Annotated in this window: 21 protein-coding genes, 1 tRNA gene and 1 pseudogene; 11 read left to right on the forward strand and 12 right to left on the reverse strand. The window is 68.1% G+C overall.

The window, feature by feature from the left end; all coding sequences use genetic code 11:
- Nucleotides 1-367: pseudogene (locus ACIQ51_RS05540) on the forward strand (hypothetical protein); the annotation flags it as partial.
- 108 nt (nucleotides 368-475) lie between these two features.
- Here the strand turns inward: ACIQ51_RS05540 and ACIQ51_RS05545 are convergent.
- The 7 genes from ACIQ51_RS05545 to ACIQ51_RS05575 all read right to left on the reverse strand — a co-directional run bounded on the left by ACIQ51_RS05545 (nucleotide 476) and on the right by ACIQ51_RS05575 (nucleotide 6,982).
- Nucleotides 476-1,783, reverse strand: coding sequence for a serine hydrolase domain-containing protein (locus tag ACIQ51_RS05545; RefSeq protein ID WP_396204022.1), 1,308 nt, complete (start codon nucleotides 1,781-1,783; stop codon nucleotides 476-478).
- Nucleotides 1,784-1,877: 94 nt separating this feature from the next.
- Nucleotides 1,878-3,278 carry a hypothetical protein gene (locus ACIQ51_RS05550; protein ID WP_396204023.1) on the reverse strand — a complete coding sequence of 467 codons (1,401 nt, stop codon included), beginning with the start codon at nucleotides 3,276-3,278 and terminating at the stop codon, nucleotides 1,878-1,880.
- 42 nt (nucleotides 3,279-3,320) lie between these two features.
- Nucleotides 3,321-3,938, reverse strand: coding sequence for a YceI family protein (locus ACIQ51_RS05555; RefSeq protein WP_396204024.1), 618 nt, complete (start codon nucleotides 3,936-3,938; stop codon nucleotides 3,321-3,323).
- Between the two features lie 49 nt (nucleotides 3,939-3,987).
- Nucleotides 3,988-4,815, reverse strand: a complete 828-nt coding sequence (locus ACIQ51_RS05560; protein ID WP_396204025.1) for a DUF3108 domain-containing protein — start codon at nucleotides 4,813-4,815, stop codon at nucleotides 3,988-3,990.
- Nucleotides 4,816-5,027: 212 nt separating this feature from the next.
- Nucleotides 5,028-5,372, reverse strand: a complete 345-nt coding sequence (locus ACIQ51_RS05565) for a hypothetical protein (RefSeq protein ID WP_396204026.1) — start codon at nucleotides 5,370-5,372, stop codon at nucleotides 5,028-5,030.
- Between the two features lie 450 nt (nucleotides 5,373-5,822).
- On the reverse strand, nucleotides 5,823-6,005 hold the full coding sequence (locus tag ACIQ51_RS05570; protein WP_396204027.1) for a hypothetical protein: 183 nt from the start codon (nucleotides 6,003-6,005) through the stop codon (nucleotides 5,823-5,825).
- A gap of 107 nt (nucleotides 6,006-6,112) precedes the next feature.
- Complete coding sequence (locus tag ACIQ51_RS05575; RefSeq protein WP_396204028.1) at nucleotides 6,113-6,982, reverse strand: NAD(P)-dependent oxidoreductase; 870 nt, start codon at nucleotides 6,980-6,982, stop codon at nucleotides 6,113-6,115.
- Between the two features lie 138 nt (nucleotides 6,983-7,120).
- Between ACIQ51_RS05575 and ACIQ51_RS05580 the strand changes: the two genes are divergently transcribed.
- The gene (locus ACIQ51_RS05580) at nucleotides 7,121-7,543 is read left to right on the forward strand and encodes a c-type cytochrome (protein WP_396204029.1); all 423 of its coding nucleotides are present in this window, start codon (nucleotides 7,121-7,123) and stop codon (nucleotides 7,541-7,543) included.
- A gap of 4 nt (nucleotides 7,544-7,547) precedes the next feature.
- Here ACIQ51_RS05580 and ACIQ51_RS05585 read toward each other — a convergent pair whose 3' ends face one another.
- Genes ACIQ51_RS05585 through ACIQ51_RS05595 form a run of 3 tightly spaced genes read right to left on the reverse strand, consistent with a single transcriptional unit; the run spans nucleotide 7,548 to nucleotide 14,910 of the window.
- Nucleotides 7,548-10,613: an efflux RND transporter permease subunit gene (locus ACIQ51_RS05585; RefSeq protein ID WP_396204030.1), complete on the reverse strand. Its 3,066-nt coding sequence runs from the start codon at nucleotides 10,611-10,613 to the stop codon at nucleotides 7,548-7,550.
- A complete protein-coding gene (locus ACIQ51_RS05590; RefSeq protein ID WP_396204031.1) occupies nucleotides 10,610-13,744 on the reverse strand; it encodes an efflux RND transporter permease subunit in 3,135 nt (1,044 codons plus the stop codon). Before ACIQ51_RS05590 ends, ACIQ51_RS05585 begins: the two co-directional genes overlap by 4 nt.
- Nucleotides 13,741-14,910 (reverse strand): efflux RND transporter periplasmic adaptor subunit, encoded by a 1,170-nt coding sequence (locus tag ACIQ51_RS05595; protein ID WP_396204032.1) that lies wholly within the window; start codon nucleotides 14,908-14,910, stop codon nucleotides 13,741-13,743. Before ACIQ51_RS05595 ends, ACIQ51_RS05590 begins: the two co-directional genes overlap by 4 nt.
- 285 nt (nucleotides 14,911-15,195) lie before the next feature.
- Between ACIQ51_RS05595 and ACIQ51_RS05600 the strand changes: the two genes are divergently transcribed.
- The 6 genes from ACIQ51_RS05600 (at nucleotide 15,196) to ACIQ51_RS05625 (ending at nucleotide 20,256) form a co-directional block, all read left to right on the forward strand.
- Nucleotides 15,196-15,269 (forward strand) — tRNA-Arg (locus tag ACIQ51_RS05600).
- Nucleotides 15,270-15,329: 60 nt separating this feature from the next.
- Nucleotides 15,330-16,583, forward strand: coding sequence for a transcription termination factor Rho (rho, locus tag ACIQ51_RS05605; RefSeq protein WP_396204033.1), 1,254 nt, complete (start codon nucleotides 15,330-15,332; stop codon nucleotides 16,581-16,583).
- Nucleotides 16,583-17,065: a Holliday junction resolvase RuvX gene (gene ruvX / locus ACIQ51_RS05610; protein WP_396204034.1), complete on the forward strand. Its 483-nt coding sequence runs from the start codon at nucleotides 16,583-16,585 to the stop codon at nucleotides 17,063-17,065. The genes rho and ruvX overlap by 1 nt, the downstream gene beginning before the upstream one ends.
- A gap of 48 nt (nucleotides 17,066-17,113) precedes the next feature.
- Nucleotides 17,114-18,133, forward strand: a complete 1,020-nt coding sequence (gene mltG, locus ACIQ51_RS05615; RefSeq protein ID WP_396204035.1) for an endolytic transglycosylase MltG — start codon at nucleotides 17,114-17,116, stop codon at nucleotides 18,131-18,133.
- Nucleotides 18,130-18,945, forward strand: coding sequence for a glycosyltransferase family 2 protein (locus tag ACIQ51_RS05620; RefSeq protein ID WP_396204036.1), 816 nt, complete (start codon nucleotides 18,130-18,132; stop codon nucleotides 18,943-18,945). The genes mltG and ACIQ51_RS05620 overlap by 4 nt, the downstream gene beginning before the upstream one ends.
- Nucleotides 18,946-19,107: 162 nt before the next feature.
- Entirely contained in the window at nucleotides 19,108-20,256 is a 1,149-nt protein-coding gene (locus ACIQ51_RS05625; RefSeq protein WP_396204037.1) for a class I SAM-dependent rRNA methyltransferase, read from the forward strand.
- 40 nt (nucleotides 20,257-20,296) lie between these two features.
- On the opposite strand, the gene mutM is transcribed toward ACIQ51_RS05625, so the two are convergent.
- Nucleotides 20,297-21,085: a bifunctional DNA-formamidopyrimidine glycosylase/DNA-(apurinic or apyrimidinic site) lyase gene (gene mutM, locus ACIQ51_RS05630; protein WP_396204038.1), complete on the reverse strand. Its 789-nt coding sequence runs from the start codon at nucleotides 21,083-21,085 to the stop codon at nucleotides 20,297-20,299.
- Between the two features lie 423 nt (nucleotides 21,086-21,508).
- Here mutM and ACIQ51_RS05635 point away from each other — a divergent pair, with 423 nt between their 5' ends.
- The gene (locus ACIQ51_RS05635; protein ID WP_396204039.1) at nucleotides 21,509-22,216 is read left to right on the forward strand and encodes an SAM-dependent methyltransferase; all 708 of its coding nucleotides are present in this window, start codon (nucleotides 21,509-21,511) and stop codon (nucleotides 22,214-22,216) included.
- A 240-nt stretch (nucleotides 22,217-22,456) separates the two neighbouring features.
- Nucleotides 22,457-22,633 carry a hypothetical protein gene (locus ACIQ51_RS05640; RefSeq protein ID WP_396204040.1) on the forward strand — a complete coding sequence of 59 codons (177 nt, stop codon included), beginning with the start codon at nucleotides 22,457-22,459 and terminating at the stop codon, nucleotides 22,631-22,633.
- A 118-nt stretch (nucleotides 22,634-22,751) separates the two neighbouring features.
- Here the strand turns inward: ACIQ51_RS05640 and ACIQ51_RS05645 are convergent, their stop codons facing one another.
- Nucleotides 22,752-23,099: a hypothetical protein gene (locus tag ACIQ51_RS05645; protein ID WP_396204041.1), complete on the reverse strand. Its 348-nt coding sequence runs from the start codon at nucleotides 23,097-23,099 to the stop codon at nucleotides 22,752-22,754.
- A gap of 792 nt (nucleotides 23,100-23,891) precedes the next feature.
- Between ACIQ51_RS05645 and tdh the strand changes: the two genes are divergently transcribed.
- A complete protein-coding gene (gene tdh, locus ACIQ51_RS05650) occupies nucleotides 23,892-24,917 on the forward strand; it encodes an L-threonine 3-dehydrogenase (protein WP_396204042.1) in 1,026 nt (341 codons plus the stop codon).
- The last annotated feature ends 232 nt before the right edge of the window (nucleotides 24,918-25,149 follow it).

The raw sequence follows: 25,149 nt of genomic DNA on the forward strand, positions 1-25,149 counted from the left end.
CAACCTCGTGATGAACGGTTCGTACGAGAAGGGCGACTTCACGTTCACCCTGCGCGGTCAGCGCTTCGGGGCCGTGACGGGCCGTCAGGCCACGGCGGCCGCTGGCGCCCGCCAGGTGCCCGACCTCCAGCTCAGCCCGAAGTTCATCACCGATGTGAGCGCCTCGTACAAGCTCTTCAAGCGCACGCAGGTCACGATGGGTGCTGACAATGTGTTCGACGTGTACCCGGATCGCATCACGGACCTCGGTGACGTGGCCACGGGCTACAGCGGCCAGGGCACGTTCGGCGTCTACCGCTTCTCGGGCCTGTCGCCGTTCGGCTTCAATGGCCGGTTCCTGTATCTGCGCATGGGGTACTCGCTCTAAGTTCCTCGCGCTGACGGGCACCACGCCTGACGCAACACGGCCCGCGTCCGGAAATTCCGGACGCGGGCCGTGTTGTGTCAGGGCCGACCGTCAGCGGTCGGGCCTCGGTCAGTGTTGGATGCGACTGTCCACCATCGCGGCGTACACCATCGTCTGCAGTCGTGCGACCACGTCACTGCTGTTGGGGAGTTGGTTCATCATCACCACGATCACCAGCCCCTCGGCGGGGTCCACCTTGTAGTTCGAGCCGTAGGCTCCGCCCCACCCGAACGTCCCCTGCGACGCGAGGTTCGAGGCCCCGTACTGCTCGACGGTCTCAAAGCCGAGCCCAAAGCCGAGCCCCGGCCCGTACAGGCCGCCGATTTGGTGCGACGTCATGAGCCCCACCGTGTGCGGTGAGAGGAAGCGGCGCCCAGCCCATTCCCCCCGGTGGGCGATCATTTGCAGGAACCGCGCGTAGTCGCGAGCGGTCGACACCAGTCCTGCACCGCCGGCGAAGCTCACACGTGGGCCGTCGACGTAGTGCCCCTGCCCTCGCGCCCCGTCTTCGGCGCGTGCCGTGCGACCGGAATCGCTCCGGTACACCGTGACCAGGCGGGCCCGATCACGTGTTGGAAGAAAGAAATGCGTGTCGTTCATCCCGAGCGGGCCGGTGATCCGCGTCCGAATGAACTCGTCGAGCGGTCGCCCGCTGGCGCGCTCCACGATGCATCCCAGGACGTCGGTATTGTAGCCGTACACGAACCGCTCGCCGGGGTGCGCCACGAACGGCAAGGTGCCAAGCGTGTCCATGCTCACGCACACAGGCACCGTCTTGTCGGCGGTGTACCATCCGAAGCCGGCCGCCGGGCCGAGCCCCTTGGCGCGGTACCGATCCGCCACGATGGCATCCGTGCCGTACGAAATGCCGGCGGTGTGCGTGAGAAGGTCCTTGATGGTGATCGGCCGGCGCGCCGGGACGATTCCCACGCCCGTGTCGGTGCGCTGTGCGACGGTGGTGCGCGCGAAGGTTGGCATGAAGCGACTGGCCGGCGTGCCAAGGGCGAGGCGCCCCTCCTCCATGAGCATCAGCACCGCGGCGCTGGTCAGGGCCTTCGTCTGCGACGCGATCCGGAAGATCGCGTCGGTGGTCATTGGCACGCGCTGTTCGCGATCACGCCATCCCGCGGCGCGCTCGTACACGACCGCATCGTCACGCAACACGAGTGCGACGAGTCCGCCGATCTCTTCCCGCCGGACAGCCTCGGCGAGCATGGTGTCGATGCGCGCCAGTCGGTCGACGGCGAAACCGTGACGCACCGTGATGGGGCGCGCCGGATTCGGCGCGCGCACGACCTGCGCCTGGCCAGGGGTGGCGGAGAACAGCAGCGCGATGGCGGCGCACAGGCCGCGCCTGATGGCGGTGGGAGGGATCATGCCGCGAAGTTATCGCGCCGCCGCCCATGGTGCACGACGGCCCCCGCAACGGAGCGCGGAGGCCGTCGATTTCGTCAGCATGACCGAGGGCGGGTTAGAAGCTGGTCGCCGCTTCGATCACGAAGCCACGCCATTTGCCGCCGTTGCGGATATCCAGTGCGTTGAAACCCTTGTACTCCTGCGTCACGAGCTCGCCCTTGAGCAGCAGCGTCGGCAGGATGAACCAGCCGCCGCCGGCGTTGAGACGGGTCACGTCCACGTCGGGGTTGCTCACCGTGACGGCCGCGCCGGTGATCGGGGTCACGCGATAGGAGCCGAGGTTGCCGGTGACGGTGTTGTAGCGAGCCGAGAGGTAGAGCCTGTCGCCCTTGAGGAAGCGGACGGTTGCCTCACCCATGAGTTGCCTCACTTCACGCGTATCGGTTTCCGATGCCGAGCGGCCCTTGCCACGCTCCCAGAGGCCGAAGAGTTCCACGCCCCGCACTTTGATGAACGGGTTCACCATCACGGCGTTGTTCTTGTCGGTAAAGCCCGGGTTGATCATGCCCGAGGTGAAGTTCGCGGCCTCGGTGGAGGCGACATTTTCCATCACGTAGTAGTAGCGCGAGCCTGCACGGTCGCCGCTGTAGAGCGTACCGTTGGCCGCCGAGCCCTGATTGCGGAACGACGCGGTGAGACGGGCGCGCACGTCGGGGGTGAGCTGCTTGTCGAAGCCGACCTTGCCCATGAAGGCGGGTGAGCGATCGGAGGCGCGCAGCGTCTGCCCCCGCACTTCTCCGTTCGTGAGCGCCAGCACGCCGAGGAAGCCGCTCTTCTGCACGATCGCTTCGGCACCGACCTCCGTCGTAAAGGCATCGAGGATCAGGTTGCCGACGAGTGGGTTGTAGAGCACCTGCCCATTATCGGAACGCTTGAAGTGGAAGTCACCATAATTCACTTCGAAGTGCCCGATCTTCACTGTTGTGAACTTCATGATGTCATGCAGTATCGGTACATCAATCGGCGATGCATCGATCTGGATGAAGCCGTCCTTGACCCAGGTTTCGTTATGGTGACGCGCCGAGAGGTAGCTCGTGAGCTGGATGCGAATGCCCTTGGCGAGCTGCGCATGCAGGTAGGCGTTGGCAACGGCGTTGTTGAAGCCGTTGCCCATACTCTGCAGCTGATTCCGATTGGCCACCGATGCGGCCCCCGCGTTTCCGGGGCTCGGATTGCCCGCAGCCTGCGACAGCGGTTGCGCGGTGTTCTCGTGCGTGAGCCCCTGAAATTGCTGCGCGAAAGCGGCGCCCCACTGAATCCTGAAGCCATCATACGCCACACCCGCCACCTTCGGCGTTTCGAACATATTGATGCCGCGCTGATCCTGCGGACGAACGTACTGGATATCGAGCGTGCGCTGCGCGGTGCCGACGCTGTCGGTCACGGACTGCGCACCCATCGGGGTGACGGCGCTCAGGAGGCCGGTAGCGATCCATAGGAGGCGGGTACGATTCATTGTGGGGCTCCGAGAGTGATTGGAGGGGCGTTGCCAATGTGGTTACTGCGCGGCCACCGCTCTTCCCTGCTGCAATTGCAGGTCGAAGTTCACCGTGACGACTGGGCCGACCCTGATGGTGCCCATCATCAGCGTGGGGGGCTTCACGTCCCAGTCGGTCATCTGCACCGGCACCTTCCCGGTGACGCGCAGGCCACCGTCTGCCGCGGCACCGAACGTGACCGGGACAGAGATCGGGAGCGTCTTCCCGGAGAGCTGCAGCGTGCCGTGGAGCGTGCCGGAGACGGCACTGCCCTTCGTGAGCTCGTAGGAATGCATCGTGAAGCGGATGGTCGTAAACGCAGTGGCCTTGAGCGCCTTGGCCATGTGCTCGTTCATCGTGCCGTTCTTGCATTCGAGCGTGGCCACGGGAAAGTCCACCTGAACGGTACCGGCGACCTTCTTCCCCTCGAGCGTGTTGGCGATGACCGCGCTGTCGGGTGAGTGGAGCGTGGCGTCGATCTTGTCGGCGGTGCAGCGCCAGGCGCGGATCGTAGACGTGCCGTCGAACCACAGCCGGCTCCCGTCCCGCAGGCTGAGCGAACCGCTCTCCATTGGGGTGGCGGCGATGCAGACGAGGGTGGCGGCCACGGCAAGATGCGACAGCGGGGAGCGCATCATGGGAACTCCGGCACGGGCAGTTGGTGGTCTGGAACGCGTGACCGTCTTCTCATGGCTCGCAGCGGTGACCGGGGTGCGTTCGCCCCACGAGCGTGAGCGTGGTGGTGCCCACGATCGGCATGCGACTCGTGATGCGCACCGGAAGACGGCACGCCGACGTATCGATATTCAGCTTGATGAGCCCCACACCCTTGTAGTGCTTGGGGTCCCGGACGTGCATGATCACCACCCGCGTGGTGAAGGATCCGAGCGGCGTGTCGACGACTTCCTCGCCGCCCACGCTCACCATGGTCGGGTTGCGCGCGTCGTCGAAGTGGCGATGGAAGTGGTACGTGCCGTCCTTGCCGATCGGCAGCGTGCGGAGGAAGTACAGGAACGACAGTTCGTCGAGTGGCAGGGTGGAGCCCAAGGCGCGCGGCGCCCCCTTCGCGTCACGGTACGTCCCTGCCGCGGCGTCGATCTCCACGCGCTCCTCGGCGTTCGACAGCGGATGGCGCTCGATCTTCTCGAAGCGTGTACTCGCAAAGCGCACGGGATCGAGCCATGACACCGTCCGATCCGTGGCCTTCACGAAGGCGCGCTTGGCGTTCATTTCCGAGACGAGCCGCCACGTCACCACCCCGCGCTCCGTCACCGGTCCTTCCACGCGCATCTGGCCCTGTCCGATGGTGCCCCCGAGCGAGACGCGCACTTGATAATCGAGCACTTCGCCCACGGGAAACGGCAAATCGGGGCCCACGGTGGAGTCCCGCACCAAAAGCTGCGACATAGGCTGCGCCATAGGCTGCGCCATAGGCTGCGCCCGCGCACGCACGGGTGCGATCAGCAGCAGTGGCCCACACAGGGCGAGCACGCACACGCGAACGACGGGCAGCATGTACCCCTAGTCTGCACATTGGTCGCGCCCGTGATCAGCGGCGAAAACCTCCCATCGCGTGAGGATTACCCCGACATCGATGACGCTGCCACGAGGCCGAGCGCAGCGTTCCTGTCCATCGAGCACGCACAACGGGCATGAACGCCGACATCACATCACCGTGACGTCGCGTTCATGCCCGCGTTCGACGTGGGCTCTGCTCAGCGCCGCAGTCAGGCCATCAGGCTGGGCGACACGCGGAAGACCGGCACCGAAGGGAGCCACATCGTAGCCAGTCGCTTTCGGCCGTTGGCGACGGTCACACGCACGTAGCGGCCGGTATGGAGCGGCATGTTGCTGTCCGGCCGCGCTCCGTCATCGATCAGTCCCACCACACCCGCGATGCTCAGGTAGAGCTCATGCACATGCACGTTCACCCGGTCGTCGTCATGCACATTCTTCGGCAGCGTCAACCCTGACTGCAGCTGCAGGGCGCGCAGGAGCTGCTCGGCCGTGCCTTCGAGCAGCAGCAGCGACGCCGCCCACTCATGCGCCAGGCGTACGGTCTTGGGAAGCACCTCGCGCAACAGGCGACGGGCTTCGGGAAGAAGATCACTGACGTCCGATGAGACGAACGCGTTCTCGGATCGAGACTCGTGTCCAATGTCATCCTGGGTGTGCAACTGCGCTCCGGTGGGTGGTCCCTGCGCACATGCGCTGCACGCAGATAAGCGGTTCGGTGATACGGATGGGGAGGTCCGAAACCGCATGCTAATGCATGGACCAACGCTTTGCACAAGTGCGACTTATCACGTGACAAGCCGTTGTATTTTGTACACGACGACCACTGCACTTGAACCAGTGAGTCCTAATCCCGATATGACTCGTGGAGCAGGTTCGGACTCTCGAAATCAACCGTGGGGGTCGGGCACGCCACGCGCCGTCACCGAGCCCGTCAACATCGGGCAATGAAAAAGCCCGGTGCGACATCGTCGCACCGGGCTGCTCGATCTCACGCCACGCCCGCATTACGGGCGGGCAGGACCCATGATGTTCTTCGAGTAGATCGCAATCACCGCGGCGATGATGGCGATCTGGCCGATCGGGCCCACCGCGAGGATCACCTTGAAGATCGACGAGATCAGCAGCAGCGGAATCTTGACGATCGGGAGGAGAAAATCGGCGTTGGCCGGATAATCGAAGAACGGCATGAATTGGCCTCGTTAGGGTTCGCTCGAATGCTAGCAAGTCCGGGCGTTGGCTGGAAGTCTGTCCCGGCCACCCCAGGGAGCCGTTCCTCGGCCTCCGGCAGCGTCCGTCAGCGGCCGCGTGCCGCCAACTCGGCCACCGCATCCCTGGCGATGACGCCGAAGTCGTCTTGTCCGTGCCCCTGGGCGATCACCGCGTCCATCCGGGCCGCGATCCCCGGGATGGTGGCCAGCGGCCGAGCCCCCGCCGTCTCCAACATCAGACGGATATCCTTGCGCGCCATGACCAGTTCGAAGCTCGCCGCAAAGTCGCCATCGCTCATCTTGCGACCGCGGTTCTGCAGGATGGTGCCGGGGTTGAAGAACTCGAGCAGCTTGAGCGCGTCGGGGGCACTCACGTCGCTCCCCGCGGCGATCGTGAACACGTCGCTGATCAGCGCGCCGAGGCCGATAATGAAGGCGTTACCCATGAGCTTGTAGGCAGCGGCCAGGTCGGTGCGATCCCCCCAGTACACGACCTTCTGCGCCTGCTGCTCGAGCGCCGCCTGCACACGCGCATAGACCGGCTGCGGGCCGCTCACCATGATGATCCCCTGCGCCTGCCGCGCCGCGGCGGGCCCGATGAACACGGGGCAATGCAGGTAGTGCACGCCCTCGGCCGCGAGCCGGGCTGCGCGTTCCGCCGTGAGCGCCGGCTGGGTGGTGGTATGGTCGCAGATGATCGCGTCGGGCGCGAGGCCGGGGCGCAGGGCGGCGATGATCTCCTCCACCACGGCGTCGTCCTTGAGCACGAGATGCACGCGCTCCGCTCCCCGCACGGCGGCGGCGGGTGTATCGGCCACGGTTGCCCCGAACGGGGCGAGCGCGGTGGCCTTGTCACGGGTGCGGTTCCACACCGTGACGCTGTCGCCGCGCGAGAGCGCGGCCTCCACGAAGCCGCTGCCGAGCAGCCCCGTGCCGAGATAGGCGATGGCAGTCATGCAGGGGAAGATACTCGGGGAAGCCCAGAACCTGCCCGGATTCATGGCCGGCCGGCGGACCGGAGTGCAATTTCGTGAGCGAGCCACCGTCCGGCTCCGTTCCCGGTCGCCCCCTCCCACCTTCAGCCGTCTCTGCCCATGCGTCGATTGCTCGCTCTTTCCGCAGTGCTCGTGCTCGCTGCCTGTCGCACCGGTGGTGCCGGTGCCAACGGCGCCGGCGGTGGTGCCGCCGCCAAGGTCGCCACTCCCCCCGAAGTGACGCCCGCCGCCGTCGCACTCGGCGACTCGCTGTTCAACAATGGCGGATGCATGCGCTGCCATGGCGCCAAGGGAGTCGGGGCCGCCAACGGTCCGGCGCTCAACGACAGCCAGTGGGACCAGCTCGCCTCCGGCAGCTATGCTGAAATTCGTGCGCTCATCGTAAGCGGCGTGCCGAAGGAAAAGATCAAGGTCACCACCCGCCCCAACGCCATGGGCGCACGCGGCGGGCGCATGAACCTCAATGACGATCAGATCTCAGCGGTGGCGGCCTACGTCTGGACACTGTCGCACACGAAGTAATCCGCTAGCCGGGCCCCGCACGACCAAGCATGAGCGCCGGCATGACCAGCAGCACGCCCAACGTTCCCGCGATGGTGCCGCCGGCCGTGGCGAGAGCGACGGAGCCGAACAGCGTGTCGGTGGGTGTACCCACGCTGAGGGGCACGAGGCTCGCGAGTGCGGCGAGGGTGACGGTGGTGATCATGCCCGCACGGTCCAACGCCGCGCGCGCCACGTGCCACCCCGAGAGCCGCCACGCGCGGCGGCGGCTCTCGAGGGCGGCGTCGACCAGCAGGATGGCCTGATTCACCGCCAACCCCACCACGAGAATCCCCCCAACGGCGGCTTCGCGTGTGAAAGCGGTGCCGGTAAGGGCAAACGCGGCCAGCACCCCGGTGAGCGCGAGCGGCAGCGACAGCAGCACCATGAAGGCGCCCCACACACTGTCGAACACCAGTGCCACACTCAACACCACGAGCGCCACGCCGAGCGCGAACACCAACCACAGCCCGCGCTCGCTGCCGTCGTTGCCGAAGTCGGAACCCTCGCTGAGATCGGTGAAGAGGTAGCCCGCCGGCGCGGCGAGTGATTGCATGAGCGATGCGTGGGTGCGACGAGCAAGGCGTGCCGGCCCGCGGAACTCGTAGCGCACCTCGCGCAGGTACTGCTGGTCCTCCCGCACCACGCTTCCCGGCGCGTCACGCTCGGCCACCATGCTCACGTGGCCCACGCGCACGGTGGAGGCACTCGACGGAATGAGCGCCTGCTGCAGCTCGCCCAGCGTGCGCGCGTTGGCACCGATGCCCTTCACGGTCACGGGGAGCTCTTCCCCACCGATCTCGATCCGCTGCCGCCCCACCGGTCCGCGCACCTCGCGCGCCACGGCGGCCACGTAGTGCGCGGCGGTGAGCCCGTGCCGCGCCAGCGCGGCGCGATCGGGCTCCAGCACGACCTGCGACGTGCGCTCGCGGCCGAACCAGCCACCGCTGGTGATCCGCACCTCGCGCACGCGCGGCATGCGCTCGAGACGCTTCGCGACGTCGGCCGCAAGCCGCGCCACGCGATCGTACGCGAACCCTTTCACCTGCAGGCGGAAGGTGCTGACCGACGCATTCCCCCCGCCGTTCGAGAAGGCGGGGCCGTCGCCACTCACGTACACACTCGCGCCTCCCACCAGCACCGCGCGTTGCGTGAGCAATGCCTGCAACACCAGGGGATCGCGACCGGTACCCCCGCTGCGCGTGAAGCGCACGTGCATCTGCGCGCTACTGCCACCGCCGCTGCTGCGCACCTCCTCCACGCCGCGGCGCCCCACGGCGATCTGCTCGAAGGCCCGCATGGTGGCATCGAGGGTGGCAGGATCGGAGCCGCTCGGGAAGGTGAGGCCTACGCTCAACGTGCTGCGACGATCGCCCCAGCGGCCGAAGCTGTTTCGCGGCACCGTGGCCACGAACAGCCACGTGACGCCGACGACGAGTGCGAGAGCGGCCGATCGCGTAACGTGCCGCCAGCGGAGTGTGGCGATGACGGTGCGCGCGTATACACGGCGCCCGGAGGCACGGAGCGCGGCGGAGCCCCGGAGGGGATCGCGTATAGGCTGGACGGGGGTCGAGTGGCCCGCGGTGCCGACACCTCGGGCCAGTGCGGGAAGCATCACCAGTGCCGTGAATACGCTCCACGCCAGCGCAATCACGAACGCCATGGCGAACGGCGCGAAGGCCGCACGGGCGTTGCCCTGCAGATAGAGAAACGGCAGAAGCACCACAGCGGTGGTGAGCGTGCTCCCCAGCACGGCGGGGGCGATGCGGCGGGCGGCGGTCGCGCGCGCATCGGCCGCGTTGCGCGACACCATCAGCCGCTCCGCCACCACGATGGCGTTCTGCACGAGAATGCCCACGCCCATGCCCAGTCCCGCGAGGGAGAGCAGGGTGACGGGAATGTGCAGCAGGTAGAGGGTGAGTGCGGTACCGCCGATCGCCACCACGGTGGTCCCCATCACCAGCACCACGGCGCGCGCGTTTCGCAGCAGCAGCGCGAGAACCACCAGCACCGCACCGAACGCGACCACGCCGCGTTCCGCGAAGTCGCGGAGATCACGCGACAGCCCCTCGCTCTCGTCGGCCGTTATGCGCAGCTGCACCCCGACGGGCAGTACCGACTGCACACGCGAGACTTCGCGGCGCAGCGCCGCGGCCGTTGAGATCGCGTCGGCGCCGGGATGGCGTGTGATGTCGAGCGCCACTGCCGACCGACCGTTGATCCGGTAGAACCGCCCGCGCGTGTCCTCCTCGGCGCGTACCGTGGCCAGTTCCCCCAACCAAAATCGCTGGCCGCCAGCGCCCATAACCGGCAGGTACGCGAGCGAATCGAGCGCCGCCGGCTGGTCACGCAGCACCACCGCGCGCACGGTACCGACGCCATGCAGCGCGCCGAGTGACTGGACCAGGCGCGCACTGCCCACTGCCTGCGCCAGCCGCTCGGGGGGAATGCCCAGCTGCCGCAGTCGATTGGCAGCGTAGCTGATCGTCACCCCCGGTGCCGCGCCACCGATCCCGCGCACGCCGGCCACACCGGCTACGCTCGCGAGACGCGGCTGCACGCGCTCCACCAGCAGCCGCTGCAACGTGCCCTGGGTGTACGACCCCGACACCGCAAGCGACAGCAGCGGTGCCTCCTCCATGCCGTCGGGTACGTAGGTGGCCACCTGCGGCGCGTCCGCACCGGGAGGGAGTGCGGTGCGCAGCAGTGCCAGCCGTTCGAGCATCGCGAGCCGCGTGAGTTGCCCGTCGGCACGTGGCTCAAGATGCACCTCCAGCATGGCGAGATCGTCCACGCTGGTACTGTTCACACGCTTCACACCGCGCACGCCTTGCACCGCACGTTCGATCGGTGCAGTGAGGTAGGTTTCGATCACGTCCGGTGATGCGCCGGGCCAGTAGGCGCTCACCGCGAGGCGCGGGAGCTCCACGGTGGTGCGCGTGGCGAGCGGCACGCGCATACAGGCGATCCCGCCGGCGAGCAGCAGGGCCACGGCCAGCGCCCACATGACCGCGGGCCGGTGCACCGCAGCGCGGATGACGGCGCGGATCACGCAGGGGCGGAGCCGGGGGGTACGGCCACGCGCGCCGTGCGCCCTTCCAGCACGGCGTAGGCCGTGGGCAACAGGAAGAACGTGACGAGCAGCGCGGAGATGCTGCCGCCGATGATCCCGGCCGCGAGTGGCTGGTACAGTGCGCCGCCGCTCCCCACGCCAATAAGCAGCGGCAGCACCCCGGTGATGGTGGTGATGCTGGTCATGGCGATGGCGCGCAGCCGGCGCGCGCCGCCCTGCAGGATGGCGTCGTGCAGCGGCACGCCCTGGTCACGTAGCGTGCGGATGGCGTCGAGCTTGACCACCGCTTCGTTGTCGGCCATCCCGATCATCACCACGATGCCGATGAGGCTCACGGCGTTGAGCGACTGCCCCGTGAGCCACAGAAAGCACACGGCTCCGGCGCCCGCGAGCGGCACGGTGAGCATGACCACCAGCGGCACTGTGAAGCTCGCGAACTCCGCCGCCAGCACGAGAAACACCAGCGCCGCCGCGAGCACCAGCACCAGCGTGAGCGCACGCGTGGTGCGCGCGCGTTCGGTATCGGCGCCAGCCACACGCCACGTGATGCCGGGGGGCAGCGTGGCCTTCGCCATGCGCTCATGTACGGCCTGCGTGGCGCGGGCGGTGCCCCCCTCTTCCACCAGCGCGTCCACGAGGTGCACGGGCCGTTGATCCACGCGCACCACCTCGAGCGGTGCGCGCACCTCGCGCACGGCCACCAGCTGCGCCAGCGGCACCCCACGTATCGGCGTGCGCAGCGCCGCGTCGAGGTTCTCGTTGGCGAGCCCCGCATAGCGCACGGCAATCGGCGTGCGGCGGTCCGTTTCGCGCAGCTCTGTGGCCGGCACACCACCCAGTGCCCCTGCCAGCGCCCCGATCACCTGCTGCGGCACCAGACCGCGATCGGCCAGTCGAGCGCGGCGCAGCGACAGCTCGGTCACCGGCTGCGTGGCCGCGTACGCCTCGCGCACGTCGGCCAGTCCCGGCACCCCACGCAACCACAGGCGCACCGAGTCGCTCCACCGCTGCGACGCCGCGAGCGATGGTGCCGACAGCTCCACCCGCACCGTACGTCCCTCGCGCCCGATCAGCGCGCCGAACTCCGATGGCCCGGCAAGGTCGATCGCTAGCGCCCCCTGCGCCAGGTCCGGGAGCGCGGTCCGTACGCGCTGCGCGGCATCACTCGCCGACATGGTGCGCGGCACCCGCACGATGAGCTGCGCCCGCGCACTCGATCCCGGGTCCGTGCCCGCCAGTATCTCTTCGTCGGTCGCCTTGCCCACGCGCGTGTAGACATCCCGCGCGCCAAGCGCCCGCGCCGCCCGCTCGATGCGCATCGCCTGCGCGGTGGTCACGTCGAGCGTCGTACCCTCGGAAAGCGACAGCTGCGCCACCAGGACGCCTTCGTCCACACGCGGCAGAATCTCCTTGGGGAGCTGCCACACGAGCAGCCCCGAAGCCAGCGCGGCCCCACCCGCGATGGTGAAGACATGGCGAGGATGCCCCAATGACCACACCACCCCGCGTTCATACCGATGCGCCAGCGAGGCCCCGACCCGCTCCAGCCGCGTCTCACCGTGGCGCCCCCGTGCTGGCGCCGTCACCACTGGCGTATAGGCGCTGTTCCCGCCCACACGCGGCTTCCGCCCCACGATCATCACTGGCATCAACGTCAACGCCACCAGCAGGCTCGCCGCCGTGGTCGCTACGACACTCAAGGACAGATCGCGAAAGAGCGCCGCCGCCAGCCCCTCCACGAACACCACGGGCCCGAACACCAGCACCGTGGTGAGCGTGCCCGCGAAGAGCGGCGCCGCCACATCGTTCGTGCCCGTGACGGCGGCCTCGGGAAGCGGCATCCCCTCCTCGCGGCGACGGCCCACCGCTTCGGCCACCACAATCGCCGTGTCGACCAGCAGCCCCGTGCCCAGCGCCAGTCCCCCCAGCGAGAGTACGTTGATCGACACCTCGAGCGCCTGCAGCGCCACCAGCGCCATGAGCACCGACAACGGTACCGTGAGCCCGATCGCGAGCGACAGCCGCCAATCGCGCAGAAAGAGCAGGATCACCAGCAGCGACAGTGCGCCGCCCACCACGATCTCCTGCCCCAAATTGGAGAGCGCATCCACCACGAAATCCGCCTGCGCGGCCACCACCGTGAGCGCGAGCCCCGGGTGTTCGCGCTCGAGCTGCGCGATCTGCGCAGTGAGGCGCGCGGTCACCGCCACGGTGTTGCTGCCCGCGTCTTTGTATACCACCAGCCCGATGGCATCGGCACCATCCAGCCGTGTGCGAGTCTCGGGCTCGGCCAGCGCCAGCTCCACCGCGCCCACGTCGCGGAGCAGCACGCCGCGGCCGGGGGAACCGATGGGTGTGGGCAGCAGTTCGCTCGCGGTGCGGAACTCGGTGAGCGCACGCACCGCAAAGCGGAACTGCCCACGGCGGATGGTGCCGCCGGCGCCGGTCACGTTCTGCTGTACGATGGCATCGGCCACATCGGCGGTGGTGAGCCCCAGCGCGCGGAGCCGATCGGGATGGACCGAGACGCGCACGGCGTCGTACGGCGCCCCAGCCACCGCCACACTCGCCACGCCGTCGATCTGCTCCAACCGCCGCGCATGCACCTCGGCGGCCGTGCGCGCAAGCGTGCGGAGGTCGGGGGTGGTGGTGGTAGCGGGGTGACCGGTCGCCCGCGCCGTAAGCGCCACCACCGCGATCGGGCGCGCCCCCGGATCGCTGGTGAGCAGCGTGGGACGCTCGGCTTTCTCCGGCAGCGCACTGCGCGACGCATCGAGCCGTTCGCGCACCGCCAGCACGGTGGTGCGCATGTCGGTGCCCCATGCGAAGCGCGCCGTGGTAGTGGCCTCGCCGTTGCGGCTCACGCTCCGCAGCTCCACCAGCCCTGGCGTGGCTCCGATAGCCTGTTCAATGGGCTCCGCCACGAACCGCGACACCTCGGGAGCGGCAGCGCCGGGGTACGCGGTGCGCACCGTGAGCACGGGCAGCGCCACGTCGGGGAGCAGCGACACCGGTAGGCGTGTGAGGGACACCGCCCCCAGAAGGAGTACGGTGAGTAGCGCCGCCACGGTCGCCACCGGGCGGCGAACGGCAGCGGCAGCGAGACTCACGGACGGGCTCGGCGGGCCGACGACGATACGGCCTGAACGGCCTTCACCGGCGCATCGTGCGTGATCGTGAGGTGGCCGTCCACGATCACCGCATCGCCCGCGCGCACGGGGATCTCGCCGGTACTGCTGTCGGGGAGCACCTCCGTATCGATCCCGTTGCTGCGCCCCGGCACGATGTACGTCCATTGCGCGCGACCGTCCTTCACCACGAACACCAGCGGGCGACCGTCGCGCTCGATCACGGCGCGGGCAGGCACGAGGCGCCGGTGGCGGAGGCGGGTGGCCTCGAGCTGCACGTCGGCGTACATGCCGGGGCGCAGCGTACCGACGTGGGTGAGGCGCACGATGGCCCGCCCCGCGCGGGTGAGGCTGTCCACCATCGGCAGCAGTGCGTCGATACGCCCACGCAGGGGCCGCCCGGGGTCACCCGCGCTCGTGACCAGCGCATCGCCGCCGGCGCGCACCAGCGGCAAATCGTGCTCGAGCACCTGCGCCTCCACGCGCAGACGGCGTGTGTCGACCACCGTGGCGATTGCTTGACCGGGGGCGAGCTTCTCGCCGTCCGCCACAGCGACCGCCTGCACCACGCCGCTCAGGGGGCTGCGCACGGTCGCGCGCGCGCGCTCGTAGCGGGCGCGCTCCAGTTGCAGGCGGGCGCCGGTAAGTCCGGCCCTGATCAGGAGCGCGCGCCGCTGTTCCGGCGACGGCCCCCGCCCCGTCACGAGCGACTCCGGCATGAAGCCCTCGCGGTAGCGCTGCTCTGCCTCGTCGGCGCGCACCTGCGCCTCGCGCTCCGCGAGGTCGAACGGGTAGGGATCGAGCGACACGAGCACGGCCCCTACCGCAACGCGCTGTCCCGGCTGCACCGCCACCTGCTGCACCGTGCCCGCCACCTCGGCACGCAACGGCACCAGGGCCTCCGGATGCACCTGCCCGGTGGTGATCACGTGCAGCACCAGATCTCCATCGCGCACATGGCCGATCGACACGGGAAGCGCGATGCGACCCGCCGAATCACCGACACTCGCCGGCGGACCATCGGCCGACGCATCCGACGGCGCCCGCGACCGATCGGCTGTGCGACAGCCACCCGCGGCCACCAGCACGGCCACAACGACGCCGACCAGAGCCGACCACAGGGTGCGTTCGTAGGAGAGAGAGATCATGACGCGGGAGAATCGAGGACCGGCGCCGCGGGGAAGCCCGCAACCATGCACTCGCCACCTTAGCAGTGCCCCTCGCAGGGTGTGTCATCGTTTGTACGCAGCGACGCAATACCCGCTCGCCCACACACCGTCACCGTGCCCACAGCCATATGGTCCGTTTCCTTGCCGCCCCACCCCCTGCCCGGTTAGGTTCCCCGGTCTGACGCACTCGGGCGGCTTTGTGGCCCGAGCGCCTCTCGGGCGGTTTGCCGCCGGCAGGGTATCGCTGGCGCTGGTGGCCGCATTGCGCGCGTAGCTCAGTTGGATAGAGCGTCGGCCTCCGGAGCCGAAGGTCGCAGGTTCGAGTCCTGCCGCGCGCATGGCGGTGGCCCACGCGGTTTCCGGGGTCACGGCCCCGCTCCCCTCGTTTTCTTCGCCACGTGCACGTTTCCGAGTTGAAGCGGAAGTCGGTTCCTGAACTCCTCGCATTCGCCGGGTCGCTGCAGCTCTCGAGCGTCACAGGGCTGCGCAAACAGGAGCTCATCTTCCGTATCGAGCAGGCCCTGCTCGAAACCGAAACCACGCTCTACGGCGAAGGGGTGCTCGAAGTCCTCCCCGAAGGCTACGGCTTCCTCCGGGCTCAGGACTTCAACTACCTGCACGGCCCCGACGACATCTACGTCTCCCCGTCCCAGGTGAAGCGCTTCGACCTCCGCACCGGTGACACGGTGATGGGGGAAGTCCGCCCGCCCAAGGAATGGGAACGGTACCTCGCGCTCCTCAAAGTGGAGCGCATCAACGGTGGTGACCCCGAGCAGTCCAAATTGCGAAGCGCCTTCGACAACCTGACCGCCAAGTATCCCGACGAGCGCATCCACCTCGAACGGAAGAACGGTGAAGTCGCGACCCGCATCTGCGACATCATCGCGCCCCTCGGCAAGGGCCAGCGCGCCCTCATCGTGGCCCCGCCCAAGGGCGGCAAAACGATCCTCATGCAGCAACTGGCCAATGCCATTGCGGAGAACCATCCGGAAATCACGCTCATCGTCCTGCTGATCGACGAGCGCCCGGAAGAGGTCACCGACATGCAGGCCAGCTGTCCCGGCGCTGAGGTGATCTGCTCCACCTTCGACGAGACCGCCGAACGCCACGTGCAGGTGGCCGGTATGGTCCTCGAGAAGGCCAAGCGCCTCGTGGAGAGCGGCAAGGACGTGGTGATCCTGCTCGACTCCATCACCCGCCTCGCCCGCGCCCACAATGCCGTGGCGCCGCAGGGCGGCAAACTGATGTCGGGCGGCATGGAAGCCACCGCCATGCAGAAGCCCAAGGCGTTCTTCGGCGCCGCGCGCAACCTCACCGAAGGCGGCTCGCTCACGATCGTCGCCACCGCGCTCATCGAAACCAACTCGCGCATGGACGAGCTGATCTTCGAAGAGTTCAAGGGCACGGGCAACATGGAGCTGGTGCTCGATCGCAAGCTCGCGGAAAAGCGCATCTTCCCCGCGATCGACATCAACAAGAGCGGCACGCGCCGCGAAGAGCTGCTCCTCTCCCAGAAGGAGCAGCAACGCATCTTCCTGCTGCGCACCTTCCTCGCCGACATGCCAAGCGACGACGCCATGCTGTTTCTGCTCAAGCGCATGGAGCGCGCGCAGAACAACCAGGAGTTCTTCGAACAGATGGCGGAGGCCTGATGGCGCTGGCCGTGATGGCCAACGCCGGGCGGCTGTTCGCCGTCGACTGGGGCGATAAGCGGATCGGCCTCGCCATCAGCGACGAACTGGGGATGCTCGCCTCACCCGTGGGGATCCTCACCCGCCGCGTCGGCAAGCGCCCCCCGCTGGCGGAACTCATGCGGCAGGCCGAGGCGCTCGGCGCCACGGGCTATGTGTTCGGGCTCCCACTCGACCCCGCCGGCGCCGAGACGGACCGCACGCGGGAAGTTCGCGAGATCGCGGCGAAGCTTGCGGCGCGCCAGCCGCTTCCCATCCGCCTGGTGGACGAACGGTTCACGACCTCTTCGGCGCTGCGCAGCATCCGCGAACAGGGCGGCTCCACGCGCGGCCGCAAAGGCGACGTGGATGCCATGGCGGCGTGCGTGTTGCTGGAAAGCGTGCTCCGCGCGGCGTCGCAGGGCGTAGCGCTCGGCGAGGCCGTTGTGGCAGCCTCGGAGTGAGTCTGACCACGCGCCCCGACGAGCTGTTCCCCCCACCGAACCGCCCCCATGCCCCGTAAGCGCTCCAAACCCAACCGCATCATTTCCCTCGGCGTGACCGCCGTGGCGATCGTGCTGTTCGCATGGATTTGGCGCGAAGTGAACGGCGCGAGCAGCCCCACCGGACAGCCGGCGCGGGTGGTGGTGCCCAAGGGGGCGAGCCTGCGGGTGGCGGCGGACTCACTGGAAGCCAGCGGCGTGATCGGCGCACCGCGCCTGTTCCGTCTCTTTGCCCGCCTCACCGGTGCGGAGACGGCCATCAAGCCGGGGACGTATCAGTTTGCCGCCGATGCAGGGTACCGCGACGTGCTCGATGCACTCGTGACCGGGCGCGGGCTCGTGACGTACGTCGTCATTCCGGAGGGGTTCGACCTGCGCGACATCGTGCCGGTGCTGTCCAAGGCCCTCGATGTGCCCGCCGATTCCGTGCGGGCAGCCATGGCCGATACGGCCTGGATGCGTGCGCTCGACATCCCCGTGCCATCGCTCGAAGGATATCTCTTCCCCGCGACGTATGCCTTCCCCGACGGGACGTCGGCGCGTGCGGCGGTGAACGCGATGATCGAACGGTTCCTCGACGTCTGGCAGCCCGCGTGGGATGCGCGCCTGAAGGCCATGGCCATTTCGCGTCACGACGCCATCACCATGGCGAGCATCGTGGAGAAGGAAGCGCGCAAGCCGGAGGAACGACCGCTGATCAGCGCGGTGTACTGGAACCGCGTGAAGAAGCGCATGTTGTTGCAGGCCGATCCCACGGTGCAGTACGCGCTGCCGCAGCATGTGGCGCGAGTGCTGTACAAGGATCTCGCCGTGGAGTCGAAGTACAACACCTACAAGTACCCCGGCCTCCCCCCCGGCCCCATCGCGAACCCGGGCGAAGCGAGCATCGCGGCTGCGCTGGCGCCGGCCGAGGTGCCGTATCTGTTCTTCGTGGCGCGCCCCGACGGGAGCCATCAGTTCACCGAAACGTTCGCCCAGCACACGAAGGCGATCGCCGAGATCAGGGCAGCGCGGCGGACCGCGCGGTGACCTCGCCGCCGGTATCGTTAGTTATTGCCACCTACAACTGGCCCTCGGCGCTTGCCGTGGTGCTGCGCAGCGTGCGAGCACAGCGTACCCTGCCAGACGAGGTGGTGATCGCCGACGATGGCTCCCGCGACGAGACGCGCGAACTCGTGGCGCGCGAAGCGGCCACCTTTCCCGTGCCGCTCGTGCATGTGTGGCACGCGGACACGGGATTTCGGTTGGCGGCCATCCGGAATCGGGCCATCGCGCAGGCCCGTGGCGACTACGTGGTGCAGATCGACGGCGACATCGTGTTGCACCCGAAGTTCGTGGCCGCCCACGCGGCGTTCGCGGCGCGCGGCACGTGGGTGCAAGGATCCCGCTGCCTCCTCTCGCAGGCGACGACGCAGCGGATGCTCGACGGTGAACCGGTCAGACTGTCGCCAGTCCTCCGCGGCCTGGGCAACCGGCAGAACGCGCTCTACCTGCCGTTCCTGTCCCGTCTCGTGCGCGGACCCACCGACGGCCTGCGCCGCGTGCGCGGCGCACACATGGCCTTCTGGCGCGACGACCTGCTGCGCGCGAACGGGTACGACGAACACATCGAAGGCTGGGGACGCGAGGACAGTGAACTCGCCACGCGCCTGCTCAACGCGGGCGTGACGCGTCGCAACGTCAAGTTTGCCGCCATCTGCTATCACCTGTGGCACCAACAGGCCAATGTCGACAGCATCGGCCGCAACCACGAGATCCTGCTTCGCACGGTGCGCGACGGGCGCACGCGCTGCGAGCGCGGTATCGACCAGTACCTGCCGCCGTCGGCGCAGGTTTCGTAAGCCTTCTCTCACTCCGTACGTCGAGCGTTCCACATGAATCGTCCGCAGCGCCCATCGCGCGGAGACCGCGCTGGCGATCGCGCCGGTGGCCGCCCACGCGGCCACCGGCCCGCCCGTTCGCTTTCCCAGGAAGGACCGCGGGTGCACGGGGACACCGCCCTTGTGAACCGACGTGGCGCGCAGCGCCTGCGTGGCGGGCATCCGTGGGTGTTTCGCTCCGACGTGGTGCAGGCGCCGGCGCTTCCAGCTGGCGTGGTGCGGGTGGAGGAAGAGAATGGCACCCCACTCGGCTGGGCCCTCTGGAGCCCGCGCTCGGAGATCTCGCTCCGTCGCCTCGAGGTTGATCCCTCGCAGACGATCGATGCCTCATGGTGGCATACGGCACTCGCGCGCAGCATCGCGCGGCGTGCGCCGTTGGCCAACGTGGCCAATGCCTACCGCCTCGTGCACGGCGAGGGGGATGGCCTGCCGAGCCTGGTGGTGGACCGCTACGACGACTCCCTCGTCATCCAGTTGCTGTCGGCCGGCATGGACGCGTGGACCGATACGATCGTGGAGAGCCTGCGCGAGCTGACCGGGTGCACAGGCATTCTTGCGCGGAACGATCCCGCGGCGCGTGATCGAGAAGGCTTGCCGCGTGAGGTCCGCTTGTTGTACGGCGATGTGCCGCGCACGATCGAGGTGAACGAGCATGGCGTGCGCTACCTGGCCGCGCCGTGGGATGGCCAGAAGACCGGCGCCTTTCTCGATCAGCGCGAGAACCGGGTAATGATCGGCGCCTTGGCACGCGGGCGCGCGCTCGACTGCTTCGCCTACCACGGCAGCTTTGCCCTGCACCTCGCGCGCCACGCTACGCAGGTGAGCGCCGTGGACATCTCGGCGCCGGCGCTCGCGCGCGTGAACGAACACGCGGAGCGCAACGGCTTGCGCAACATTGAACCCGTCCAGGGCGATGCGTTCGAGGTGCTGCGCGCGTGGCACCGGGACGGGCAGCAGTTCGACACCATCGTGGTGGACCCGCCGGCCTTCGCCAAGACGCGCGGGGCGCTCGACGGCGCCATACGTGGCTACAAGGACATCAATCTGCAGGCCATGAAGCTGCTGGCGCCGGGTGGATTGCTGTTCACGGCGAGCTGCAGCTTCCATCTGTCCCGTGGGCTGTTCTTCGACATGCTCAGCGACGCCGTGGCCGACAGCGGGCGCCGGTTCGCGCTGCGCAGCATCACAGGGCAGCCGCTCGATCATCCCGAATTGATCAATGTGCCGGAAACGGGATATCTCAAGGGCGCGCTGCTGGAGGCGATGGAATAGGTCCGGGGCGCACCGCGGTGCAGACCGCAGTGCGCCCGGTTCAGTAGCGCTGACAGCGCTTGCAGTAAAAGGTGCTGCGCCCGGCCTGCTCGAGACGCGCGATCATCGAGCCACAGCGCTGGCACGGCTCGCCCTCCTTGCCGTACACGCGCCAGATCGCGCGCTCACGCTCCGCCGTGCGCGCGTAGTAGCGCCCACGTGGCGCCGTGTCGAGTACGAGGCGCACCGCGTCGCGCAGTCGAGCCACGCGCCGTGGTGAGAGACGATTGGCGGGGGTGGCGGGGTGGATCTTCGCTTCCCAGCAGGCTTCACTCGCATAGATGTTCCCCACCCCTGCCACGAGTTTCTGATCGAGCAAGGTGGGTTTGATGGGTCCCGAGCGGCGCGCGAGCGACGCGGCAAACCCGTCGACCGTGAAGTCATCGGTGAGCGGTTCGGGGCCGGCATCGATACCGGGAAACGCGCCTGGCGCGTGCAACGTGACGACGCAGAACGCGCGCCCATCGACGAGGCTTACGCGCGTCCCTTCACGCGTTTGGAAACGCACGCGCTCGAAGCGCGGCGGGGCGTCGTGCACCGCGGTGAACTCCCAGTCACCCGTCATGCGAAAGTGCACTTCGAGCACCGCACCGTTGGCGAGGTGCAGGAGCTGCACCTTGGCGCGTCGTTCGATGCGTGCGATGCGCTGTCCTGTTACGGCCTGCTGCGCTGCGGGCGGAAATCCGCGCGCCTGACTGGGGTGGTAGGTGCTGGCGCTGGCGATGGTGTGTCCGAGCACGGCATCACGGAGCCGCTGGGCCGCGTGTTCGACTTCGGGGAGTTCGGGCATGTAGGCGTGAACGGCGGGGGGTGGGCGCCGGATCCCGATCGACCATAGGCCGGCCCCCCGGAACGCGCCCCCCGCAGTCCTGTACGAGGCGTCCCGCGGCGCCGGCGCCGCGGGATTATCGGTTTGTTGCGTGCCGGTTTCTGGTGGCTTTGTGATCCCCGGGTCGACGCCGGCGGCATTGCCGTGGACGATGCCGTGGACGATGCCGTGGGCGATGCCGTGGGCGATGCGCTGAACAGTTGACAGAACATCCACTTACGACCGGATCGATCACAAAACTTTCCCTTGCGCAATCACAAAACGTTTGTATCTTATCCACATTCCTTCCACACCCCGAGGGGTAGCGTTATCAGTTCGCCCCGGTCCCTCAAATACGAGTACGAGCTCTACGTCGAGCGCGAGATCGAGGACTACAAGGACTCGGTGTCGCGTAGCGCGCTCCTGAAGATCGGTGATGAGGCGGTCGAGGCGTTGCGCACGGCCGACCAGATCGCGCTCACCGAGATCCTCGTGTGGCAGGAAGTGGACCGGATCATTGCGCGTCGCCTGCGGCTGGCCACGTACGCCACGTGGAAGCGTCGCCGGCTGAAGATGCTCGAGGAGTACCGCAAGCCGGAGCACTGGGGGATCGATCCCAACGCGGTGCTGGTGCGCGAGCTGGCCGACTCGAGCGACCTCCACGTGCTGGTGGCGGGCGCAGAGCGGGAGGGCCCGGCGCTGTATCTGGCAGCACGCGGTGCTGCCGTGACGGCCGTCGAGCCGGAGGAAGACGCCGTGGAGCGCGTGGTGAAGGCGGCCCATGCCGCGGGGCTCACCGAGCGCGTTCGGGGCTACTGCGCGGGGCTGGGCGGCTGGGCCCCGGACATCGCCCTGCATGCCGTGGTGTGCACGCCGAGCGCCTTTGCCGGGCTGGATGTGGCCGACCGGGCGCGGGTCATTGAGGTGCTGCAGAGCGCCACGGTCGACGGTGGCGTGCATCTCGTGGAAACGATTGCTGCCGGCGCCGACAGCCTGGCGGAGGCGCTCCCGATCGAGGAGCTGGCGCACCGCTATCGCGGGTGGACCATCTCGGTGGAGCGCAGTGCGGGCCGCCGGGAAACGTTCATGGCGCGCAAGGACGCCGTAGCGTAGGGCACGCTGCGTATCGAAACGACACGGGCGCGCCAGTCGTGACGTGTCAGGGGGACACCCCGCAGCGGCCCCAAGGGCGGCGATTCCCACGCAAGCCCTTCGCGAACAATGACTTACTGAGAACTGCCCGCGTGGCATCCGCCCTGCAGTAGTGGCGGGGCGGCACCGCAGGTTGCGGTGATTCCCAATGGCGCCACCGTCACCGGCGCACGTCATCATCCGGGTGGAGGATCACCCACTATGCGTCTCAAGAATTTGCTGCCCCCTGCCACCTCCAACGAGCCGGTGGGCATCGTCATCGCCGACGGCGGCCGCGGCGATCGGCCGACGCGCTTTTCCGCGTTCGTCTGGGGCCCCGTGCCCGACGACCTTGAGCAGGTCGACGAACCGAAGGCGCTGGTCGCCGCGCACGCGTAAGGGCGAGACATGCGCGCCTGGCGGCGCAGGTGGCCGCCGGCAGGAAACGTGAAAGGCGCCGGCAGACAAGCCGGCGCCTTTCGCGTGTAGAGGTGCTGCAGCGTCGCCTGAAGGCGAATTACGCCGCGGCCGGAGCCGGAGCAGCCGGCGCCTTCTTGGCGCGCTTGGCCGGCTTGCGGGCCGCCTTCTTGGCCGTCTTCTTGGCCGTCTTCTTCGCGGCCTTCTTCACGGTCTTCTTGGCGGTCTTCTTGGCCGTCTTCTTGGCGCCCTTCTTGGCAGCCTTCTTCACGGCCTTCTTCACGACCTTCTTCGCGCCCTTCTTGGCCGCCTTCTTGGCAACCTTCTTCGCGCCCTTCTTCGCGGCCTTCTTGGCCGCCTTCTTCACCGGCTTACGCGCGGACTTCTTCGCAACCTTCTTCGCACCCTTCTTCGCCGCCTTCTTGGCGGCCTTCTTGGCAGGAGCCATTTGAACAACCCTCTCACGAGAGGTGGAATGCTCACTTTCCCCCGGTGGAAAGGTGAGCGCACAACACGGGCGGCGCATGCACCGCGTCGCGTTGTACTACGCGGCCTCCAGGAGGCACGCGTAGTGGGGTGCTTGCACAACCGCGAAACGCGGCGTTGCAAGGCAGGCCAACCGTGTCACTGCCCGGACGTCGGCAGCAATCACGCAAATCTGGACGTGGGAAGACGTGGCACCCGCCGCGACAGCAGCCACCGGGGCGGGGACGCTCGGACGCTGTGCCGTGGCGACAGCGGAGCGAGCCGTCGGTCCGCGCAAGGGCGCGATCAACGACGGCGAAGCGGAAGCCGCCACCGAACCGGGGCTGGCCTCAAACGAGGGGGTCGCCGAGGCGACGTCAGACTGCGGGTGGAACTCGTGCCGTTTTATCGCCACGCGTTGCCGATGAGGACTGCGCGTCCCGAATCGATGTGAACTGCGTCGACCCAGAAAGTCGGATGTGGAAAGCGCGCGCAAGTCGTTGAATTACCGCGAATATACGCGTGGATAATTCAAACGCGCAATAGTGCGTATAAAGAACGCGCGCGACTACATCACCGGAGGCCCGGTTCGTCCCGCGTCGGCGCGGGCGATCGGGGGCGCCGATTGCCCGCGCAGATCGGCCGCGCGATCACCTTCCACCGCCCTCGACACCATGCGAGTTTTGTCGTTCCGCCCATTGTCTTTCCTCCGGCGGCCGCCGCTACTCGCCACACGGCAAGACCGCCGCGGCGCCGGATTTTTCTTCGGAGTCCCATGAAAGCGCTCGTGAAGCAGTCCGCGGACCGCGGCCTCACGCTCACGGAAGTCCCGGAACCGACCATCCGCGACGATGAAGTGCTCATTCGCGTACGCAGCGCCGGCGTGTGCGGCACCGACGTCCACATCTACGAATGGGACGCCTGGGCCTCGGGTCGCTGCAAGCCACCGTTCATCTGCGGGCACGAGTTCGCCGGTGACGTCGTCGCCGTGGGCCAGCTCGTGCAGAGCGTGGCGGTCGGCGACCGCGTCACCGCCGAGGGGCACATCGTCGACGACCGCTCGCTCTTCAGCCGCACTGGCAACGCCCACGTGGACCCGTCCACCAAGATCATCGGCGTGGACCGCGACGGCTGCTTCGCCGAGTACATCGCCATGCCCGCCTCCAACGTGTGGCACCTCGACCCGGCGATCAGCTACGACATCGGCGGCATCCACGACCCGATGGGCAACGCCTTCCACACCGCCCTCACCGCCGACATCCCGGGCAGTGTCGTGCTGATCACCGGCTGCGGCCCGATCGGCGCCTTTGCCGTGGGGATCTGCAAGGCAGCGGGCGCGGCGCACATCATCGCCACCGACGTGAACCCGAAGCGGCTCGCGCTCGCGCGTACGATGGGCGCCCACTCGGCCGTCCACCCGGACGAGGCGCGCGCGGCCGTGATGGCCGCCAGCGACGGCCACGGCGCCGACGTCGTGCTCGAGATGAGCGGCGTACCCAGCGCGGTGCATCAGGCATTCGCGCTGGCGCGCCCAGCGGGACGGGTGAACATGCTCGGCATTCCCTCCCGCACGATCGACATCGACTTCGCGACCGAGATCATCTTCAAGGGACTCACGATCTACGGCGTAGTGGGACGGCGCATGTACGACACGTGGCATCAAATGTCGCGCTTCGTGCGGTCGGGGATGTTCGATCCGACCCCGGTCATTACGCATCGGCTGCCGCTCGAAGCGGTGGACGAAGCGATGCACCTGATCAAGTCGGGAGAGGCGGGGAAGATCATTTTCTCGATCGCCTGAGGATCGGGGTCGGGGTCGGGGTCGCGGCACTGCCACCACGGCCTTGGCACTGCCACCACGGTCTGAGCACTGCAACAACGGTCGGAGTCGTCCGACGGTCGGAGTCGCTGCTCGGGGTGGCGCGGCGCTTTGCTGGCGCGTCGTAGTCGGGGTCGGGGTCGGGGGTGGCGCTAAAGGTCTGGGCTCAAACGCAGACCACGACGACGACTTCGACGACGACCGGCCAGCGCAG

It is taken from the genome of Gemmatimonas sp. (genome assembly GCF_044344655.1).
In the GTDB taxonomy this organism is placed as follows: Bacteria; Gemmatimonadota; Gemmatimonadetes; order Gemmatimonadales; family Gemmatimonadaceae; genus Gemmatimonas.

Coding starts and splice junctions, on each gene's coding strand:
- ACIQ51_RS05640 (WP_396204040.1), top strand. CDS start 22,457: ATGCGTCTCAAGAATTTGCTGCCCCCTGCCACCTCCAACGAGCCGGTG.
- mltG (WP_396204035.1), top strand. CDS start 17,114: ATGCCCCGTAAGCGCTCCAAACCCAACCGCATCATTTCCCTCGGCGTG.
- ruvX (WP_396204034.1), top strand. CDS start 16,583: ATGGCGCTGGCCGTGATGGCCAACGCCGGGCGGCTGTTCGCCGTCGAC.
- ACIQ51_RS05555 (WP_396204024.1), bottom strand. CDS start 3,938: ATGATGCGCTCCCCGCTGTCGCATCTTGCCGTGGCCGCCACCCTCGTC.
- ACIQ51_RS05595 (WP_396204032.1), bottom strand. CDS start 14,910: ATGATCTCTCTCTCCTACGAACGCACCCTGTGGTCGGCTCTGGTCGGC.
- ACIQ51_RS05560 (WP_396204025.1), bottom strand. CDS start 4,815: ATGCTGCCCGTCGTTCGCGTGTGCGTGCTCGCCCTGTGTGGGCCACTG.
- ACIQ51_RS05570 (WP_396204027.1), bottom strand. CDS start 6,005: ATGCCGTTCTTCGATTATCCGGCCAACGCCGATTTTCTCCTCCCGATC.
- ACIQ51_RS05550 (WP_396204023.1), bottom strand. CDS start 3,278: ATGAATCGTACCCGCCTCCTATGGATCGCTACCGGCCTCCTGAGCGCC.
- ACIQ51_RS05575 (WP_396204028.1), bottom strand. CDS start 6,982: ATGACTGCCATCGCCTATCTCGGCACGGGGCTGCTCGGCAGCGGCTTC.
- tdh (WP_396204042.1), top strand. CDS start 23,892: ATGAAAGCGCTCGTGAAGCAGTCCGCGGACCGCGGCCTCACGCTCACG.
- ACIQ51_RS05580 (WP_396204029.1), top strand. CDS start 7,121: ATGCGTCGATTGCTCGCTCTTTCCGCAGTGCTCGTGCTCGCTGCCTGT.
- ACIQ51_RS05545 (WP_396204022.1), bottom strand. CDS start 1,783: ATGATCCCTCCCACCGCCATCAGGCGCGGCCTGTGCGCCGCCATCGCG.
- mutM (WP_396204038.1), bottom strand. CDS start 21,085: ATGCCCGAACTCCCCGAAGTCGAACACGCGGCCCAGCGGCTCCGTGAT.
- ACIQ51_RS05645 (WP_396204041.1), bottom strand. CDS start 23,099: ATGGCTCCTGCCAAGAAGGCCGCCAAGAAGGCGGCGAAGAAGGGTGCG.